We start from the raw sequence: 19,772 nt of genomic DNA, 5'->3' as shown, positions 1-19,772 counted from the left end.
GGTTGAAGATCGGCCAAGCCGCGAGGAGTGGCTTGCGCGCGCGTTCGGCGCGCAAGGTCTTGATGCCGTAACCGCTGTGCAGAGGAGAGTCCCCTTGCCCCCTATCCCCGTGCCAGGCGCCAGCCTCGATGCGGACGCAGCCGGCCAGCCGGCTGGCGGCATCGCCAGCATCCTCGACCGGCTCGATGCGCTGGTCTACGTGGCCGACATGCAGACCTACGAGCTGCTGTACCTCAACGAGTACGGCCGGGCCATCTGGGGCCAGTACCAGGGCAAGACCTGCTGGCAGCTGTTGCAGGCCGAGCAGCAGGGGCCGTGCCGGTTCTGCAGCAACGCACGGCTGGTCGACCCCGTCGGGCGGCCGGCCGGTGTGCACGTCTGGGAATTCCAGAACACGGCCAATGGCAACTGGTACCAGTGCCGGGACCAGGCGATTCCCTGGACCGACGGTCGCCTGGTCCGCCTGGAAATCGCCACCGACATCACCGAGCGCAAGCGCATGGAGCAGCAACTGCACCTCGCGGTGTCGCGCGCCGAGGCCCTGGCGCGTACCGACGAACTGACCGGCCTGAACAATCGCCGGGCATTCTTCGAGCTGGGCGAGCGGGCCTTCCGGCATGATCGCCGGGCACGCTCCATGGCGGTGGTCATGTTCGATATCGATCACTTCAAGCGGGTCAACGATACCTATGGGCATGCCGCGGGTGACCGCTTGCTGCGTGCCGTGGCCGATGCCCTGCAGCCACAGGTGCGCGAGCAGGACATCTTCGGTCGGCTCGGCGGCGAGGAGTTCGCGTTGGTGCTGGCCGATGCCGATCTGCGGCAGGCGCTGGCGATCGCCGAACGCCTGCGCCTGGAGATCGAGGCGGTGGCCGTCGCCGACGGCGATCGCTCGGTACGCTGTACCGCCAGTTTCGGCGTCAGTGCCTGCAGCGATGCCAGCCGCAGCCTGGATGCGCTGCTGAGCGAGGCCGACCAGGCGCTGTTCTGTGCCAAGCGCGAAGGGCGCAATCGGGTCGTCCAGGGTTAGGCTCTGTTCCCGCCGCTAGCGCAACGACTTGCGCAAGCGCGACAGCGCGCCGACAAAGAACACCGCGCCGATCACCACCAGCGCCAGCAGCTGCGGCCAGATCACCGAAACGCCGGCGCCGCGGAAGAGGATCGCCTGGGCCAGTTCGATGAAGTGCGTGGTCGGCGCCGCCAGCATGATGTGCTGCACCAGCTCGGGCATGCTCTCGCGCGGGGTCATGCCGCCGGAGAGGATCTGCAGCGGCATCAGCGCGAGGATGATCAGCAGGCCCAGCTGCGGCATCGAGCGCGCCACGGTGCCGAAGAAGATGCCCATCGAGGTGGTGGCGAACAGGTGCAGCGCGGCGCCGCCGATGAACAGCAGCAGCGAGCCCTGGATCGGGATCTGCAGCCAGCCCTCGACGATCACGCGCAGGGCGAAGCCCGAGGCCAGCAGCACCACCAGGCCCATCGCCCAGACCTTGGCCAGCATGATCTCGAACGGCGTCACCGGCATCACCAGCAGGTGTTCGATGGTGCCGTGCTCGCGCTCGCGGATCAGCGCGGCGCCGGTGAGGATGATCGAGAGCATGGTGATCTGGTTGATCACCTCGTTGACCGCGCCGAACCAGGAGCGCGTCAGGTTGGGGTTGAAGGCGGTACGCACCACCGCCTCGACCGGCAGTGCGCTGCCGGCGCGGTAGCGCTGGACGAAGGCGCTGACCTCGTCGTTGATGATCTGCTGGATGTGCCCGGCGCCGGTGAACGCCTGGCTGACCTGGGTGGCGTCGACGTTGAGCTGGATGGTCGGGCTGCGCCCGGCCAGCAGGTCGGCCTGGAAGTCCGGTGGAATGTTCAGGGTGAAGGTGTAGAAACCGGCGTCCATGCCGCTGTCCATCTGCCGCAGGTCGATGGCTACCGGCGGCAGGAAGTAGGGCAGCTGGAAGGCATTGAGGATGCGCCGCGAGGCCTGCGACTGATCCTCGTCGACCACTGCCAGGGTGGCCCGGTGCGGCGCCTCGGGCAGGGCGGTGGCGGCGGTGTAGATGGCCAGGGTGAAGGCGTAGACGATCAGCACCAGCAGCGCCGGGTCGCGGTACAGGCTGCGCAGTTCCTTGAGGCCGAGCTGGAAGACGTTGCCGAGTGTGCGCATGTCATTTTTCCTGCTTGCGCAGGCCGGCGACGCTGAGCAGGGTCAGCAGCGGGATCGCCAGCAGCAAGGGGATGAAGTACCAGTAGAGGTCGGCCATGCCCAGCGCCTTGGAGAACACCCCGCGGCTGATGATCAGGAAGTGGCTGGTCGGATAGATCTGCCCGAAGAAGGCGCTGGCGCCTTCCAGCGCCGAGACCGGGTGGGTCAGCCCGGAGAACTGCACGGCCGGCAGCAGGGTGGCGATGGCGGTGCCGAAGATCGCCGCGATCTGGCTGTTGAGCATCGACGACATCAGCAGGCCCAGGCCGGTGGCGCAGGTGACGTAGAGCAGCGCGCCGATCACCAGGGTGAGCAGGCTGCCCTTGATCGGGATGCCGAAGACGAACACCGCCAGCAACACCAGGGTGGCGAAGTTGACCATGCCCAGGGCGATGTAGGGCAACTGCTTGCCGAGCAGGAATTCCAGGCGGGTCACCGGGGTGACGTAGAAGTTGGTGATCGAGCCCAGCTCCTTCTCGCGCACCACGCCGAGGGCGGTGAGCATCGCCGGGATCATCATCAGCAGGATCGGGATCATCGCCGGGACCATGGCCGGCAGGCTCTGCACGTCCGGGTTGTAGCGGTAGCGGATGGCGATGTCGGCCAGGGCGGCGCTGCTCACCCCGGCGCTGCGCGCCAGATCCTGCAGGTAGCTGGTATGCAGGCCCTGCACGTAGCCCTTGATGGTATCGGCGCGCATCGGCATGGCGCCGTCGATCCAGAACGCCACCTGCGGGATGGCGCCGCGCTTGAGGTCGCGGCCGAAGTCGGGCGGGATCTCGATGGCCAGGCTGATGTCGCCGCTGCGCAGGCGCCGGTCCAGCTCGCCGGGGCTTGCCAGCGGCGCCTTCTCGATGAAATAGCGCGAGCCGGCGATGTTCAGCGCGTAGGCCTGGCTGGTGGTGGTCTGGTCGTGGTCGAGCACCGCGTAGGTCAGGTCCTCGACGTCCAGGCTGATGCCGTAGCCCATGATGAACATCAGCAGCACGGTGCCGAGCATGGCCAGGGTGGCGCGGATCGGGTCGCGGCGCAGTTCCATGGATTCGCGGCGGGTGTAGCTGAGCAGGCGGCGCAGGCTGAAGCGCGCGCGCAGCTCGGCGCTGCTGGCGACCTTGGCCGGGCGCTCGCGCTCGGTGGCCGTCGCGGTGTCCTGCGGGCCGCTGGCGGCACCTTCGGCCACGGCATCCTCGAGGTAGGCGATGAAGGTCTCTTCGAGGGTCGCCAGGCCGCGCTTGTCCATCAGCGCCTGCGGCGTGTCGCTGTCCAGCACGCGGCCGGCGTGCATCAGCGAGATGCGGTCGCAGCGCAGCGCCTCGTTCATGAAGTGGGTGGAGATGAAGATGGTCACGCCGTCCTCGCGCGACAGCTGCACCAGCAGTTCCCAGAAACCGTCGCGCGCCACCGGGTCGACGCCGGAGGTGGGCTCGTCGAGGATCAGCATTTCCGGCGCGTGGATCACCGCCACCGCCAGCGACAGGCGCTGGCGCACGCCCAATGGCAGCGCTTCGGGCAGGCTGTCGGCCTCGTCGACCAGCCCGAAGCGTTCGAGCATCTCGCGGATGCGCGGTTCGCGGCGCTCGGCCGGCAGGTGGAACAGCCGGGCGTGCAGGTCGAGGTTCTGCCGCACGGTCAGTTCGCTGTACAGCGAGAAGGCCTGGGACATGTAGCCGACCCGCTGGCGGGTCTGCAGGTCGTGCGGGTCCACCGGCTTGCCGAACAGCAGGGCGTGGCCCTCGCTGGCCGGCAGCAGCCCGGTGAGCATCTTCATGGTGGTGGTCTTGCCGCAGCCGTTGGAGCCGAGGAAACCGAAGATCTCGCCGCGCTCGATGCGCAGGTTGACCCGGTCCACGGCGACGAAGTCGCCGAAGCGCATGGTCAGGTCGTGGGCCTCGATGGCGATGTCGTCGCTGGCCTGGCGTGGCGGGATTGCCAGGGTGCGGTGGCGGCGGCTCTTCTCCTCCGGCAGCAGGCGGATGAACGCCTCTTCCAGGCTGTCGCTGGCGGTGCGCGCCAGCAGCTCGGCCGGCGTGCCGGTGGCGAGGATGCGCCCGGCGTCCATCGCCACCAGGTGATCGAAGCGCTGCGCCTCGTCCATGTAGGCGGTGGCCACCAGCACGCTCATCTGTGGACGATCCTGGCGGATGCGCTCGATCAGCTCCCAGAACTGGCTGCGCGACAGCGGGTCGACGCCGGTGGTCGGTTCGTCGAGGATCAGCAGGTCCGGATCGTGGATCAGCGCGCAGCACAGCCCGAGCTTCTGCTTCATGCCGCCGGACAGCTTGCCGGCCGGCCGTTCGACGAAGGGCGCCAGGCCGGTGCTGCGGGTCAGCTCGGCGATGCGCCAGTGGCGCTCGTCGGCGGCCTGGCCGAACAGGCGGCCGAAGAATTCGAGGTTCTCGAATACCGTCAGCGTCGGGTAGAGGTTCTTGCCCAGGCCCTGCGGCATGTAGGCGATGCGCGGGCACACCGCGCGGCGGTGGTGGCGGTCGCCCATGTCGCCGTCGAGCACCCGCACCTGGCCCTGCTGCAGCTTGCGCGCGCCGGCGATCAGCGCCAGCAGGCTGGACTTGCCGACGCCGTCCGGGCCGATCAGCCCGACCATGCAGCGTGCCGGCAGGTCGACGCTGAGGTCGTCCAGCGCGCGGGTCTTGCCGTATTGCAGGCTGACGCCCTGGACCTGCGCCACCGGCGCGAGCGGCTGGTTCATGGGCTGACGTTGATCTGCAGGTGGGCGGGCCACTCGGCGTCGGCGTCCAGCTTGAGGTAGGCCATGCCGGGCAGGCCGGTCTTGACCTGTTCCATGTGCTTCTTCAGCAGCTCGGGGTCGATCCGTGCCTTGACCCGGAACATCAGCTTCTCGCGCTCGCTCTCGGTCTCCACGGTCTTCGGCGTGAACTGCGCGACGCTGGCGACGTAGCTGACCCGGGCCGGGATCACGTACTGCGGCGCGGCGTCGATCACCACCCGCACCTCGGCGCCCATGGCCACGCGCCCGGCCTGGCGCTCGGGAAGGAAGAAGGTCATGTAGACGTCGGCCAGGTCGACCAGGTTGAGCAGCTTGCCGCCGGCCGCCAGGACTTCGCCCGGCTGCGCCACGCGGTATTGCACACGCGCCACGCGGTCGGTCTTCAGTTCGCTGTCGCTGATGTCGGCCTGCAGGCGCACGACGCTGGCCTGGGCGGCTTCCAGCGCCGATTGTGCCTCGATCACCTGGGATTTCGCCGCGGCGGTGCCGGCCTCGGCGGACAGCACCTGTGCCCGCGAGGCCGCCAGCGCGGCCTGGGCGCTCTGCATCGCGGCGAGGTCGTCGTCCAGTTGTTGGCGCGGCATGGCGTTGCGCGCGACCAGGGTCTCGGTGCGCTGGTGGCGCTTCTGCGCGGCGGTCAGTTCGGCGCGGCGCTGGTGCACCACGGCCTCGGCGGTGGCCTTCTCGCTCTCGCGCTGGGCGACCAGCGCCTGGGCGGTGAGGATGGCGTTCTCGGCCTGGCGCACCTGGGCGCGGGCCTGGTTGAGCTGCGCCTCCAGCACCTCGGTATCCATGCGCGCGATCACCTGGCCGGGCTGGACGAAGTCGCCCTCGTCGACGGCGATCTCGCGGATGCGCCCGCCGAGCTTGGTCGCCACGTCGATCTCGGTGGCCTCGATGCGCCCGTTACCGCTGGCGAAACCGTCGCCCAGCCCGTCGGTACGCAGCTCCGACCAGGCCAGCAGGCCAATGACGACGAGCGCAACGACCACGAGCAGAATCCGGCGGAGGTTTTTCTGTGCTGGCGCTTTCATGAACGTTCCTTATGCGGGCGCGATAGTTCGCATGCTAAGCGATCAGGCTGAAGAGTGTTTAGCCTGCGTCAATTAAAATCCCGATTTCGCACCCCGTTCGTGAGCGTTCGCCGACATAGGCGCCGCGGATAGGCGATTCGCTGTGGTCATGGCGCCAGGCCAGCCTTGCAGGGCGGGGAACACCTGACCTGTAGGAGCCGGGGGGGACGCCGAGTCCTTGCCGGCGATCCACCGTAGCGCCAATGATCGCCGGCAAGCCGGCTCCTACATGATCCCCGCGCCCCGTAACGCCCCGGTAGGAGCGAGCCATGCTCGCGGACGCGGCACTTAGCGGGGCTCGGCTATGCGGACGGCCTGCCGCGTCCAGGCCAGCAGTTGCCGGCTCAGTTCGTCGCTGGCCTGGCCGAAGGCGCTGACCACGTTTTCCAGCTGCGCGTCGCTGCTGGGCTGGCGAATCTCGAAGCGGCGGCTGGCGAGGCTGCGCTGATCGGCGGTGGACACCAGTTGGGCATCCAGCCGAATCACCACCTGCGGTGCCCCTTCGACATACTCGCTCTGGAATGCGCGCAGGTCGCTGAGCAGCGCCAGGTCGGCCTGCAGGCCGGTCTCTTCGCTGCTCACGGCGCTCAGCTGGCCGCTTTGCCGAAAGGCTTCGATCAGCCGATCGCGCAGCAGGGTCGGCGCCGCATCGCCCCAGCGCGCACCTTGGTAGGCGCTGATCTGGTTGCCCGCCGGCACCACGGCGATGCGCGGCCCGGCGAGGATGCGGCTGGCCTGCGGGGTGTGGATGCGCAGCGTCCGCTCCAGCCGGGTCGCGTCGTCGGCGGCCGGCATGTCCCCGGCCGGCAGCAGGAACACGCGGATCGGCTCGACATCGGGCAGCAGGGTGCAGGCCGAGAGCAGGCCCAGCAGGAGCGAAAGGGCGAAAGGACGGATCGGCACACGGCGGCTCATGGGGTGAACTCCTGGATCTTCTCGCGGCCGAGCAGGAAGCCGCTGGGGTTGTCTTCGAGGCGCTGGGTCATGCGGCGCAGGGCACCGAGGGTGCCGCGCAGTTCGTTGATCGCCGGGCCGAGGTCGTTGAAGCCCTGCAGGCCATTGGTCAGTGCACCCTGGTTGTCGGCGAGCAGGTCGTCCAGGCGCGAGGTGGCGCGCTCCAGGCCGGCCATCGACTGGCCGGCGCGGGCCAGCAGCTGGCGGCCTTCGTCGTCGAGCAGGCCGTTGGCGTTGCGCGTCAGGCGGGTGATTTCCTCCAGTGCGGCGTTGGTCTGCCGGCCCAGCTGGGCGAGCTGGGTCAGCGCCTGGCTGAGGTCGCCGCGCTGCTCGGCGAGCACGCTGGTGGCTTGCTCGAGGTTGGCCAGGGTGCGGCCGATGTGCCCGGCGTTGTCTTCGGAAAGCATCAGGTTGGCGCTGCGCAGCAGGTTGTTGATGTTGCTCAGCAGGTCCTCGCCGTTTTCCAGCAGCGCGCTCAGGGGCGAGGGGTCGGCGATGATCAGCGGCAGCTCGCCGTGCTTGCCCACCAGCGGCGGGCTTTGCGGCGTGCCGCTGTGCAGCTGGATGATCATGCTGCCGGTGATGTTGGCCAACGCCAGGCGCGCCCGGGTGTCCTGCTTGATCGGGGTGCCGGTGTACACGCGGATGCGCGCGCGCACCTTGCGCGGGTCGTCCGGCTCGAGCCACAGCTGCTCGACGTCGCCGACCCGGATGCCGCTGTATTCCACCGCACTGCCGCTGGACAGGCCGCTGACCGCGCGGCTGAAGCTGATCTCGTAGTAGTTGTACTCGCGGTCCATGCTGGACTTGCCCAGCCAGAGGGCGAACAGCAGGGCGCCGCCGACCGCGAGTACGGTGAACAGGCCGATCAGCACGTGATGGGCGCGGGTTTCCATGTCAATCCTCCAGCAAGTCGGCGGCCTGTTGCGCCGCCCGGCCGCGCGGGCCGTGGAAATACGCGCGAATCCAGGCGTCGTCGGTGGCTTCCACCACCTCCAGGCGGTCGGCCACCAGCACGTGCCGGCGGGCCAGCACCGCGACCCGGTCGCAGATGGTGTAGAGCGTATCCAGATCGTGGGTGACCAGGAACACGCTGAGGCCCAGCGCGTCGCGCAGGGTCAGGATCAGCTGGTCGAAGGCCGCAGCGCCGATGGGGTCGAGGCCGGCGGTGGGCTCGTCGAGAAACAGCACTTCCGGGTCCAGCGCCAGCGCGCGGGCCAGCGCGGCACGCTTGACCATGCCGCCGGACAGTTCGTCGGGGTACTTGCAGACGGCGTCGGCCGGCAGGCCGGCCAGCGCCAGCTTCAGCCGCGCCAGGTGCTCGGCATCCTTGCGTTCGAGCCCGGCGTGTTCGATCAGCGGCAGGGCGACGTTCTCCTGCAGGTTCAGCGAGGTGAACAGCGCGCCGCGCTGGAACAGCACGCCGAAGCGCCGTTCCACCTGCGAACGGCGCTCGGGCGGCAGCTCCAGCAGGTTCTCGCCGAACACCCGGACGCTGCCGGCGTTGGGCCGGCGCAGGCCGACGATACTGCGCAGCAGCACCGACTTGCCGGTGCCGGAGCCGCCGACCACGCCGAGGATCTCGCCGCGGCGGATATCCAGGTCGAGGTTTTCGTGCACGCTCTGCTGGCCGAAGCGGTTGACCAGCCCGCGCACCTGGATCAGCGCGTCGTCCGTCACCAGCCCATCTCCATGAAGAACAGCGCGGCGATGGCGTCCAGCAGGATCACCATGAAGATCGCCTGCACCACGCTGGAGGTGGTGTGTTCGCCCACCGATTGCGCGCTGCCGCTGACCTTGAAGCCTTCCAGGCAGCCGATCACCGCGATCAGGAAGGCAAACACCGGGGCCTTGCCGAGGCCGACCAGGAAGTGGTTGATGGCAATGTCGCGCTGCATGATGGTGAAGAACATGATCGGCGAGATGTCCAGCGTCAGCGCGCAGACCGCCAGCCCGCCGGCGATGCCGCTGAGCATGCCGATGAAGGTCAGGATCGGCAGGGTGATCAGCATCGCCAGTACCCGCGGCAGCACCAGCAGTTCGATGGGGCTCAGGCCGAGGGTGCGGATCGCATCGATCTCCTCGTTGGACTTCATCGAGCCGATCTGCGCGGCGAAGGCGCTGGCGCTGCGCCCGGCCAGCAGGATCGCCGCCAGCAGCACGCCGAATTCGCGCAGGAAGGAAAAGCCCACCAGGTTGACCGTGTAGATGGTCGCGCCGAAGTCCGCCAGCACCGTGGCGCCGAGGAAGGCCACCACCGCGCCGACCAGGAAGGTCAGCAGGGCGACGATGGGGATCGCGTCGAGACCGGTCTGCTCGATGTGTACGGTCAGCGAGGTCAGCCGCCAGCGTCGTGGGCGCGGTAGCGAAAGCGCGAGGGTCTCCAGGGTCAGGCCAATGAAGCCGAGCAGGGTGCGCTGTTGCCGCCAGAGCGTGGAAACCGCCTGGCCGATATGCGCCAGCACGTCGCAGAAGGCGTAACCCTGTACCGGCTGCGGCGCCTCGGGCCGATTCAGCGCGGCGGCGACGCTACGCAACAGCGCCAGGCGCTCGGCGGGCAACCGTGGCCCCCAGGCCTCGATCGCGGCGATGCGTTCCTGGCCCAGCAGTTCGACCAGCAGCCCGGCGCCTGCGGTATCCAGCGCACCGAGCCGGTCCAGTTCGACCTGGCTGTGCGCGTCGAGCTGCGGCAACAGGCGTTCCACCTCGCGCCGCAACGCGCCGTAGTGGGCAAGCGTCCAGTCGCCGGCGATGCGCACCAGCGGCTGCCGGGCGCTTCGGTCGAGCGTCAGGGAACCGGGAGACGTTGAGGTCATAGCGCTCATTTTCCGCAAACGGTCGCCTTGTTCCGGCAATTGGGATAGTGATTGATGCTAGCAGGGCCCCGCCTGGCTAGACAGCGCACGGAAGATTTCGCCTGTGGCGCAATGATGGCAAGGCGCGCTGCCGATTACGCTGGGGCCTATCCCGATTACGTGCGCGAAGTGCGGAAGTCTGTAGGAGCGGGCCATGCCCGCGAACATTCAGTAAAAGCTTCGCGGGCATGGGCTCGGCTTCTGCACGTATCGTCTTGCCTGTGCGCCTTACAGCGCGCCGTTGCGTTCGAGCCGGTAGCTGCTGATCGCCTCGTACACGGCCTTGCGCAGGCGGTTGATGCCGCCGATGGGGCGATGTGCCGGCAGCGCGTGCCAGGGGTTGAAGGAAAGGTTGTCGCAGGCCAGGTTCTGCTCGGGGCTGTCGAAATCCTGCGGCGGCAGGCGGATGTCGGCGACCGTCTCGAAGGGTGAGATGGCTTCGTCCCACTCGATGCTGGTGTCCTCGATCGGCATGTAGTCCGCGGCGTTCTGCCGCTGCACCTGCAGGGCGAAGCAGGCCGGCGCGCGGTCCAGCGACAGTTGCTGGTAGAGCGCGCTGCGCAGGAAGTTCGGCAGGTCGCGGTTCTGCTCGGGTAGCCGGTAGTCCGGGCACTGTTCCGGCGTCGGGATCACCCGGTACTTGATGTTGTGCGGGCCGAGCTTGTAGGGCGCCACCGAGCTGTAGGTGGTGGCCACCGGGCTCGCAGGGGCCGGGGCCAGTGTCTGCAGCGCGATGAACAGGTGGCGCAGCTCCCAGCTGCGCGGGTCGGCGCTCGGGAAGAACGCCAGCGCCTTCTTGCCCTGCGCCTGGGCGGCGAAGTTGCTGCGGTATTCGGCGACGTCGCGGACGAAGAACACCGGGTGGTTGAACATCACGAAGTCCTGCTCGCCGGCGTGGCGCGGGTCGTGGGTGAGCTTCTCGCCCGGCACGTCGAGCAGCTTGATGGCCATGCCGCGGGCATCGCGGATGCGGTCGAACTGCGGGTAGGCGTTGCCGTTGGACAGGCGTACCCAGGCCTGCCAGGTCTTACCCGGCTCGCCGAACACGCCATGGCGCAGCTCGGGGTCCAGGTCGGCGCGCACGCTGACTTCGGCGCGCACGCAGCCGTGCGCCTTGGCATGGGCGTCGCGCAGCACGCGGGTGTTCTCGCTGTGCTGCTCCACCACGGCGATGGCGTCGGCGATGATCGCCTGGGTGTCGGCCGCCTCGGTCGGTGCGATCTCCTCCTCGGTGGACACCGGGCCGCTGTATTTCGACTGGTAATACAGCGCGCCGATGGCCCAGCCGGCCAGGCCGAGGGCGACGGTGGTGAGCAGCAGGCGGCCCAGCAGCCGACCGAGCCAGAGCCAGATTCTCTTGAGCATGTCGCGATCCTTGTTCAGTTACCGGTCAGGGGCAGGTCGGGCCGGGGTTGTACGGTTGTGTCGGGACGTCTTCCAGGCGCGATTCGAAACGCGGATCGCCCAGCACCTTGAGGTACTCGACCAGCGCCCAGCGCTCGTGCGGCGCCAGCGCCCGGCCGATCACGCCGTTGCCGCGGCAACCGGCGCGGAATTCGTGGCCGCGGTTGCTGTTGCCGGTGATCGTGGTATCGAGCAGGAAGCCGCCGGCGAAGCGTTCGGTGCGGATGCCGGCACGGCGCGGATCGTATTCGCGGCTGCCGACCCAGAACTGCGCCTGGCGCTCGGCGACCGGCGACAGCAGTTCGAACAGATTCGCCACCGAGCCGTTGTGCAGGAACGGCGGCGTTGCCCAGATGCCATCGAGCGGGCGCGCCTTGTAGCCGCGCAGTTCCTGCACGCCGATCGGCAGGCCGAAGCCGTCGAATGCGGCGCGCTCGGCCTGGCCGATACCCGCCTCGCGATAGGCGCGCTCCTCGACGTAGGCGGTGATGTAGGCCAGGCCCTTGGCGCTGGACAGGCGGCTCAGGTCCAGCAGGCCGGCCGGTGCGCCGTAGAGCTGCACGTCCAGCCGGTCGAGCTCGTCCTGGGTCCAGCCCAGGCGGGTCAGGTCGAAACGGTGATCGGCGATATTGTCGGCGGTGGTCGGGTCGGTGCCGACCACCGCGGTGGGGATCACCTTCATCCGCCATTCGGGATCGCGCTCCGGTGCGAAGCGCTGGTCGACCGGCTTCGGATCGGGGGCGTGGCAGCGGGCACAGTTCTCCCGGTACAGCGCGCGGCCGAGGCTCGCCTGTTCCAGGTCGATCCGGCCCAGGACTTCCTCCGGCCAGCGGGGCGGCGCCAGCTGCATCAGCGTGGTTTCCAGCGTGTGCAGGTCGCGCACCCGCACGCCGGAGGCGTAGCGCTCGGCCTCGGCAACCGGCTGGCCATTCTCGTGCAGCAACTGCAGCGTCGCCCCGACGCCCAGTGCCTCGCCGATATTGCGCGCCATCGGCTGCATGGCCGAGCCGTTCCACTGCACCCAGTCGAATTTCCAGATGTCCCACAGGTGCGGATAGCTCACCGGACCGTTGGCCACGCGATAGTTGGCCGGATCGATGGCATCGCCGAATACGCCGTTGGCGATGCGCCCGAAGGCATCGGTGCGGCCGAATCCCTCTTCGGTCGGGTACAACCCGCGGTGCCAGTCGTTGTAGGCGGTGGCGAGCAGGCGGTCGAGCACCTGCTTGAAGTCATGGCGCAACTGGTCGCGGCCCTGCTCGTAGTCGTCGCCCAGCACCTCGTGGGCGAAGCGGCGGAACTTGAACGGGTTGTAGTAGGTGAAGGCCATGCTCATGCCGAGCGCCTGGCCGAACGCGCCACCGCGCAGGGTCGGCACGGTCGAGGCCAGCGAATGCATGGCCGCGCCGCCATCGATACGCACCGCCTGGCCGTTGTAGCGCAGCTCGCCGGTATGGCAGGCCGCGCAAGTCACGTCCAGATAGGTGCGGCCGGTTTCGTCGTCTTCGTGGCGGGCGAAGCCGACCGGCAGGTTGCCCGGGTTCAGCGCGGTAGGTTGCTGGCCGGGATTGACCAGGAAGCCGAAACGCGCCAGGTACTCGGGCGTGGCGAACCTGTCGCGGCCGAAGGGCAGCTCCAGCGCGAGGAACCAGTCGTATTCCAGCCCTTTTACCTGCGTACCCTGCGGCGTGTAGTAGTAGGCCTGCCGCTGCGCATCGTCCCACTGCTCCAGATAATGCAGCGCCTCGGGTGCCTCGTAGTCCGGCAGGTTCGGATAGGCCACGAAATAAAGCCCCACACCCACCGCCAGCACGGCCAGCAGCAAGAGCCCCCGCAGAGCCTTTTTCAGCAGTCGCATCGGTACATCCTTGTAGCGTTATGGCAGATGCGGCTTTATGGCAGGGTCGAGGGTTAATGGCAATACGCCGCCTTGGGGTGGGAGGCAGGAGCAAGGGCGTCGTCTTCGTTGCAGGTGCCTGGGGCGGTGGGTTGCCTGCCGGAAAGAATTCAGCTCATTCAGATTCGATCCCTGTAAAACTCGGCCTTCTCCTTGTATCGCTTTATAAGACATTACAGGTTGTTTGCTGGCTCCACTCTAGTTCCAATGCTCTCAGCTACCTCAAGAAGGCACGTTTTGAAAATAAAATCATCCCATGCCTTGTCAGCTTCTTTCAGTCTATCAAGTTGTTCGCTACGATGAGTGACGGCACTATCCATAAAGCCTAAAAGAACATTGTATGCTTCTTGAGCATGGGTTTTCTCATGCGCTAATTTAGCCTCTAATGATAATTCAGTATGTTAAGCTCGTGCCCTAATTCCGCTTGAGCAAAGGAAATGGGAAGAGAAAGAAGCATCAAAACCATTCGTTTGCTAATCATTACATACCCCCGATACCGATTGAATCCATTTAGGGGCTATGTTTTTACCAAAAAACTGTCATGCAAACCGCCACAGTGACCAAGCCTTTAGTATTTCAGATGTGATGAGTAGTGCCAGAAATATCAAGCCATAGCCTGGTAGTAGCTGTGCAACAGGCAACAGTATTGAGAAAGAAGGTATAAGAAAAAAAAGACGAAAAGGAGCCTGTATGTAAGCAAGGTATTTCACCCAGCCCTTTTGTAACAGGAGTATCAGGCATGAAAGAATGATCGAAAACTGTAACAGCCACGATAGCAGGGCCGTGACTAGATTAACTCCACCCTGCTGTTCCAGTAGTGCGATACTCGAATTGAGATCGCTGAAATAAGGTATACGCTCACCCAGCCAACTATTGGCGCAATACCAAACAATATAAAAGGCGTCCAGTATACCCCAAAAGAGAAAGATAGCGTTACGTTTGCCGGTTGTAGCTTTTATGTCCATGGGCTTTTTCATAAGGCAACGGCTATGGTTGTTTTTTATCGTTGGCGCCGATGCCTATAAGCTTTAGATAGTTTTGCTCAAAGTAATACTTATTTATCGGCTTGCTTGATTTTTCTTTTGTTTCTAGGTTCTCTATCTGCTCATGACCAGATTTTGAATCATAGTCGTATTCAGCCAAACGATATTCGTTTGGCTGAATCTTTTGAGCTTGATACAAGCAACATCCATCTCTAGAAATGGATAGTATGGTTTTTTCGTGATGCAAAATTCTTGGGCTCACTAAGTTGGATATTTCTGGCGATGCACTAATGAATCTCTTGCGCTCTGATTTATATTCAAAATAGGAAAATGAGCTATTGCCTGATGTCTCTAATTCAAGTATGCGCATATCTGGTTGTCCGTCGAAAGTAAAGTCCTCGAATATTATTAATGGCCGGCTAGTGAGTGGATCAATGCTAAAATATTGTATGATGCCGTTCTTGAAGATTACCTTCAGTTCTCTATTGGTTTCTCCCCCGATAATGATATCGGTGACTAAATCCTTATACGAGTTGCTCAGGGCTTGAGCATGGATTTCATAAGACTTATTCTTGTTTTTCCATTCGCCTTCAATTTTATTTCCTGATATGTTTGCCTTGATGTACGCTTTGCCCCTATCCGTGCTCTCGGTTAAGGATAAAGTCGAGTCTATTATGCTTCCTTGAAAACTAATAGGGGTTTTATATTTCCTGTAAAAATACTCCCCATTTATTTTCTCTCCATCGTTTACCAAGGTCATATGGATTTCTTGATTGGCTAGACTTCCTTTGTACGCTCTTATTTCATGTATTTCGGGGGAAGCCGCTTGGCAGATCAACGGTGTGGCGAGTAGCAAGGAAAATATCGTCTTTTTCATTTCATCGATTCTAATGCAGTGTTGGCTATTTCCAGCATAAGCGAACGATGGCTCATGTTGTTTGGTCCTCGAATGTATGAGCTAGATATCCGGCGCGATTTGATCTAAGTAATCCGAGCGCTGATTGCTCATGCGCGCCACACGCTGATTCAGCGTTACCTCATAAGGAGTCTCGTTTCAGTTAGCCTCGATGGCTAGCAATAGCTCAGCAGATGTCAGGCGTTTCAGCTCATGAGTGACGGGATCCATTTCCACATCTAGTGCCAGTGGCGTAGTGCCATCCGCGTCATGCACAAAATAGGCGTTGCCACTGCTTACTTCATGGCTTTTCACACCTGCGCCAGAAGCGTTCTTCGTAGGGAATCTGTTCCATCAGTTGACCAACGCTTCCTTGATGCTTTCGCTCAGTTTCCTGAAGCGCGGGATGACCTCCTCCGGCGGAGGCGTCAGTTCGGTCAGGTCGTCGGTGCCTTTCTGGAAGGTGAACATCTGCACGGCCAGCAGCGGCGAGCCTGTGCCGCCCCGATGGGCCAGGGCGAACCAGGCGCGTTCCTGTTCTCCCGAGCCGGGTTTGGGGTCGAGGCGCCAGCCCTCCAGGCCGGCCAGGCGCTTGCCCAGGTACAGGCGCTCGATGAACGAGGTTTTCTTCCATCTGCTGGCGTCGTAGCCCGGGCGATAGTCGGTGTCGTAGGTGCCTTCGGTGGGTCTGGTCTGCCAGGGATCGTTGGCGGAGGCGGCGATCAGGGTGAAGATGACGTTGGGCGTGCGGGTGAAGCGCAGGCTGTTCTTGATGCTGTAGGCGGTTTGGCCATCGTCGGCGATAAAGCCGTAGGGAAAGCAGAAGCCGGGGCCTTTGGGCACCTCGTAGAGGTCGCGGGGCTGGAAGCGTTCGACCAGCGCCTTGATGCGCGCGGCGGAGTCGGGGCCGGCCTGGCTGAAGGCGAAGGAGTACACGCGGTTATTGCGCCAGAGTATGGCCCGGCCCGGTGACACATGGTCGCCCAAGAAGTAGGCGTCGGGAATGCCGAGGTCGTATTCATGGACTTGAGTCAATGGAATGCTTCTTTCCACTTCTTCTATGTTTTTTGTAAATCTCTCAACAGCCTCTCTTGTGATTTTTGTGTTCTCTTTTCTGTCCAGCTCTTTTAGTTCTTCAAGTGTTTTTCTTTTTCTGGTTGCTTCTTTTATTAGCTCATCTCTATAAAGCTTGACAGAACCCTTGATATACCTTGCTGCGCCATCGAAGGTGTCACGCTCGACAATATCGCTGACATAGATGGTCAGGCCATCATAGTCATAGTGGGAGTTGTCGCCTTTGGCTCCTACCTTCAAACCAAAGCCATGCCCCCCCCCTTTTGAAATACGATTGGTGTAATCAGAGTGAAACGTGGCCCATTGCATTTCTTCCGGCACTTCGAAGGTCATGCGGCCAAGGCATTCTTGGCGTGGGGCATCGGCCAGCGCCATGCTGGCAGGAACAAGCAAGCCAACGCTCAGGTATTGAAACAAGGTTTTCATGTGCGGCGGCTCTCTTTCTGCTGTTCGCTCTCCACTTGCGCGATGGCCCGGTTGTTGTCTGACTGCTCCAGTATCTGGGCCAGGATGCTCAGGTTGATGCCGGAGTCGTTGTTCTCCCCACGGGTCCAGTGGGTGGGCAGCGCGCAGATAAAGCCCTGCACACCGACCGGCGGGGCGAAGGACTTGACCTCCGCCAGGGTATTGGAGCGCCAGAAGCGTTCTTCGTAGGGCATTGGCTCCATCAGTTCGCCGCCCAGCTCCAGCGCCTCCAGGTCACGATAGGCCCAGGTCGGCCAGGTCGAGGCAGGAAAGCCGGTCTTTTCATATTTCCCCATATTCGGTGTTTTGCGGGGCTGAACCTGGCTGATGTTTTGGGGAATGTAGTCAAAGGAGTCGTTGTAAAGGTCTGTATTAGCTTGTGCACGCTCCTGTATCCCCCGCCAGGTTTCCTCTGCCGCCGGCTGTTCCAGATATTGCGCCAGCCCGGTCGCCGGGCTGACGCCTGACGATCCTGTCATGGCCAGGCCGAAGTGCTTTTTCCAGAGATCGACCCGCAGCTGGTGCACGGCCTGGCCGACGAGCTGCTGCCGCTTGCCGTCGAGCATGACCGGCAGCGGCGTGCTGTCGCGCACGATCACCGCCAGCTCCGAATCGCGTTCGCCCTGCAGGCTGCGGTCGTTGATATTGGCGCTGCCGAGAATGGCCACGCGGTCGTCGGCGATCAGCAGCTTGCTGTGCACGTAGATCTGCTCGGTAACGACGCGCCCCTTGAGGGTTTCCCAGGTGCGCAGGTTGAGTAGGGTCAGATAGCGAGTCCAGTCCTGCTGTTCATAGACGGGGCGATCATTCGAGTCCCGTCGTTCGATGATCTGCAGGGCTTCTTCACGGCTGATATCGCGATCCAGCAATTCGCGCAACGCCATGCGCCGCTGGATGCGGCGGATCAGGCTGTGCTCGCCGAAGACCAGGCTCTGCATGGTCAGGCTGACCTGGTGCATGATGTTCGGGACGTTCAGCGCGCCTTCCGGGTGTACCGGCAGGACCATGTACACATGGAAGGGGCGCTTCTCGTCGATGGCACGGCCGATGCGGTTGGCCAGCGCCTCGCCGATGTCGTTGAGCAGACCGTCCTGCGCCTCTCCCAGTCTGTGGGTGAGCCAGCCCTGGGCGTTGACGCCCCACATAGCCAGCATGTCTTTCAGGAATGCGCGGGCTTCCAGGCCGGGCTCGCGGGCGATGGCGTCGATTTCCTGCCAGTCCAGTTGCCAGATGTCCTCGGCCACCAGGGCTTCACGCATCCGTACGCGGGCAACGAAGTCCTGGCGCAGGCTGGCCGGGTCGCGCAGGCTGGCCATCGGGCCAGAGAGCGGAAGCAAAGGGTTCAGCTCACCGTCACGACCATAGGCACTCTGAAAAAACTGGTTCTCGATATAGATGAAGTGCTGGGCGCTGGAGATGGCCTGGCGCATGGCCTCTTTGCAGTTGGCCTGTACGCGGGTGTCGTCGATGCCGGGCGGCAGCGGCAGGCGGATACCGGCCCGCTGGCGGCCTGCCTGTTCCTGCTGGATCATCCGGCTGGAGGCGCTGCGCAGCACCTGGACACTCATCCCGCCCCGCTGGGCCGCCGGTGCGCTGGGCAGCAGGTCGGGCGAGTCGATCCAGACGGGCCGTGGCGTTGGAAAGCTCAGCCGTGGGCTGTCGCTGACTTTAAGACCGAAGCCAAGCCGGTCAAGGCCAGTAGTGCGCGACAGTTCATCGAGCCAGCGCACCACTGCCTCCAGCAGGTTGCGGACCAGCGTCGTGTCTTGCAGCGGCGGCGTGTCGGCGAGGTAGGCCTGTTGGCCGTTCCAGCGATCGACGAAATTGCGCGCCACATCGTAGACGGAAGGGCCTTCGATACGGCAATGCACGTCTTGCCAGGGCATCCTCGGCTGATAGTCGGCGAGTCGTCCGTTGTCCGGCGATGCCAGTGGCTGGGGCGTTTCGTGCAGATAAGGGTAGGGTGCCAGATGCCGCCCCGAACGCTCCTGCAGCAGATGATAGATGAACCAGAGCATCGAGCCGGCCAGTTGGCTGGTGTCCGCCCGATACTCGCTGGGGATGTCATCGAAGCCCTTACCGCTGAGTACCGATATGACCCTGCCCAGCTCGGTCTGGGTCATCCATTGGCTGATCAGCTCGGTGCTCTTGATGCGCAACGACTCGTACAGCTCCCCCGTCGTGGCCTGAAGCTCTTGCAGCCACGCCTGCAGCCGCTGCCTGAGTTCTTCGGCCATGGGCATGCGGTCGAGGTTTTCGTTTATCAGCAAGGCCAGCGCCCGAATGCTTTGGCCGACCATCCGCCGCTGAGCGACGTCGAGACGCTCGAAACCCTCGTCCAGATTCCCCATGGCACTGTTCTTTGCTCGAATCAGCCATTGCAGAGCCGGAATGGGCGGGCTCCTGAAGAAGTCCGATACGCGGTTCAGGGCGTTCGCCGCCTCGGCTCTGCTGACTGAGGCGGACAGCGTGCCCCCCAGAGGCACCGACGTTTCTGCGATGGGCCTGGACAGATCGAACAATGTCGCCATCATCAGCCCCATCGAGCTGACATGCTTGTCCAGATCCATCCAGCCGAGCTTCGGCAGCCCCGGGTTGTAGGCGTCGTTGCCCTGCCTGGCGCTCGTATCGAGGCTGAAGTCGTTGTCGTCACGCCGACCGTAGGCGAGGTCGATGCCGCCGACGTAGGCAATGCGGTTGTCGATCACCACGGATTTCTGATGGTGGGAGAAGGCGACGCCCAGGCCCTTCATGTCGCTTTGCTGGATGGCTGGCGTGCAGAAGGCACGCGGGCCATCGGTCAAACCGGCATTGAGCTGGAAGATGGCCAGCATGGTCTCGAAGTCATAGGTCCCTAGGCTGGCGGAAGGACTCAGCCAGGGCAGGACGTGAATGCTCAATGCCGGCTGGCGTTCGAGCGCCTGGCGCAGGCATTGCCAGAGGCTGCGCTTGCCGTCGAGCAACACGTCGTAGTTGACCTGCCAGCCGGTGATGAAAATGCACCTTTCGGCTTTGTCTATCGAGGCGGCAACATCCTTGAAATAGTCCACGCCGGTGGTGAAGAAGCGAACCTGATTGCCCGTGCGCTTGGGGGCGAACAGATTGCTTTCATTGAGAAAGAAATCTGGCGCGGAATAGGCCACATAAGCCCGGCCATCCTGGGTGTTGATCTGGTTGAGTTCCTTTGCACGGACGCCGTTGTAGGCAGGGTCGGTTGCCATAGACA

Annotated in this window: 14 protein-coding genes; 1 reads left to right on the top strand and 13 read right to left on the bottom strand. The window is 64.0% G+C overall.

Going from position 1 to position 19,772, the window contains the following annotated elements; genetic code table 11:
• Nucleotides 1-94: 94 nt before the first annotated feature.
• Nucleotides 95-1,030, top strand: coding sequence for a sensor domain-containing diguanylate cyclase (locus CXK94_RS20610; RefSeq protein WP_256046237.1), 936 nt, complete (start codon nucleotides 95-97; stop codon nucleotides 1,028-1,030).
• A gap of 15 nt (nucleotides 1,031-1,045) precedes the next feature.
• On the opposite strand, the gene CXK94_RS20605 is transcribed toward CXK94_RS20610, so the two are convergent.
• The 13 genes from CXK94_RS20605 to CXK94_RS20555 form a co-directional block, all read right to left on the bottom strand.
• Nucleotides 1,046-2,161, bottom strand: coding sequence for an ABC transporter permease (locus CXK94_RS20605; RefSeq protein ID WP_102895706.1), 1,116 nt, complete (start codon nucleotides 2,159-2,161; stop codon nucleotides 1,046-1,048).
• Between the two features lies 1 nt (nucleotide 2,162).
• Nucleotides 2,163-4,907: a ribosome-associated ATPase/putative transporter RbbA gene (gene rbbA, locus CXK94_RS20600; protein ID WP_102895705.1), complete on the bottom strand. Its 2,745-nt coding sequence runs from the start codon at nucleotides 4,905-4,907 to the stop codon at nucleotides 2,163-2,165.
• Nucleotides 4,904-5,980: an HlyD family secretion protein gene (locus CXK94_RS20595; protein WP_102895704.1), complete on the bottom strand. Its 1,077-nt coding sequence runs from the start codon at nucleotides 5,978-5,980 to the stop codon at nucleotides 4,904-4,906. Before CXK94_RS20595 ends, rbbA begins: the two co-directional genes overlap by 4 nt.
• A 327-nt stretch (nucleotides 5,981-6,307) precedes the next feature.
• On the bottom strand, nucleotides 6,308-6,934 hold the full coding sequence (locus tag CXK94_RS20590) for an ABC-type transport auxiliary lipoprotein family protein (protein ID WP_102895703.1): 627 nt from the start codon (nucleotides 6,932-6,934) through the stop codon (nucleotides 6,308-6,310).
• Complete coding sequence (locus tag CXK94_RS20585; protein WP_102895702.1) at nucleotides 6,931-7,869, bottom strand: MlaD family protein; 939 nt, start codon at nucleotides 7,867-7,869, stop codon at nucleotides 6,931-6,933. The genes CXK94_RS20590 and CXK94_RS20585 overlap by 4 nt, the downstream gene beginning before the upstream one ends.
• Before the next feature lies 1 nt (nucleotide 7,870).
• Nucleotides 7,871-8,656, bottom strand: coding sequence for an ABC transporter ATP-binding protein (locus tag CXK94_RS20580; RefSeq protein WP_037042444.1), 786 nt, complete (start codon nucleotides 8,654-8,656; stop codon nucleotides 7,871-7,873).
• On the bottom strand, nucleotides 8,650-9,789 hold the full coding sequence (locus CXK94_RS20575; protein ID WP_051497168.1) for an MlaE family ABC transporter permease: 1,140 nt from the start codon (nucleotides 9,787-9,789) through the stop codon (nucleotides 8,650-8,652). The genes CXK94_RS20580 and CXK94_RS20575 overlap by 7 nt, the downstream gene beginning before the upstream one ends.
• 267 nt (nucleotides 9,790-10,056) lie before the next feature.
• The gene (locus CXK94_RS20570) at nucleotides 10,057-11,193 is read right to left on the bottom strand and encodes a catalase family protein (protein WP_102895701.1); all 1,137 of its coding nucleotides are present in this window, start codon (nucleotides 11,191-11,193) and stop codon (nucleotides 10,057-10,059) included.
• A gap of 25 nt (nucleotides 11,194-11,218) precedes the next feature.
• Nucleotides 11,219-13,090 carry a c-type cytochrome gene (locus CXK94_RS20565; RefSeq protein WP_102895700.1) on the bottom strand — a complete coding sequence of 624 codons (1,872 nt, stop codon included), beginning with the start codon at nucleotides 13,088-13,090 and terminating at the stop codon, nucleotides 11,219-11,221.
• Between the two features lie 578 nt (nucleotides 13,091-13,668).
• On the bottom strand, nucleotides 13,669-14,094 hold the full coding sequence (locus tag CXK94_RS22330; RefSeq protein WP_146032322.1) for a hypothetical protein: 426 nt from the start codon (nucleotides 14,092-14,094) through the stop codon (nucleotides 13,669-13,671).
• Nucleotides 14,095-14,116: 22 nt separating this feature from the next.
• Entirely contained in the window at nucleotides 14,117-14,989 is an 873-nt protein-coding gene (locus CXK94_RS22325; RefSeq protein ID WP_146032321.1) for an XAC2610-related protein, read from the bottom strand.
• A gap of 372 nt (nucleotides 14,990-15,361) precedes the next feature.
• The gene (locus CXK94_RS22745; RefSeq protein WP_256046236.1) at nucleotides 15,362-16,507 is read right to left on the bottom strand and encodes a T6SS immunity protein Tli4 family protein; all 1,146 of its coding nucleotides are present in this window, start codon (nucleotides 16,505-16,507) and stop codon (nucleotides 15,362-15,364) included.
• Nucleotides 16,504-19,767, bottom strand: coding sequence for a phospholipase D-like domain-containing protein (locus CXK94_RS20555; RefSeq protein WP_102895698.1), 3,264 nt, complete (start codon nucleotides 19,765-19,767; stop codon nucleotides 16,504-16,506). The genes CXK94_RS22745 and CXK94_RS20555 overlap by 4 nt, the downstream gene beginning before the upstream one ends.
• Nucleotides 19,768-19,772 lie beyond the last annotated feature (5 nt).

It is taken from the genome of Stutzerimonas stutzeri, from assembly GCF_002890915.1.
GTDB classification, from domain to species: domain Bacteria; phylum Pseudomonadota; class Gammaproteobacteria; order Pseudomonadales; family Pseudomonadaceae; genus Stutzerimonas; species Stutzerimonas stutzeri_AF.
Note: the sequence above shows the minus strand (reverse complement) of the source record. Positions and strands in the feature narration are given on the sequence as shown.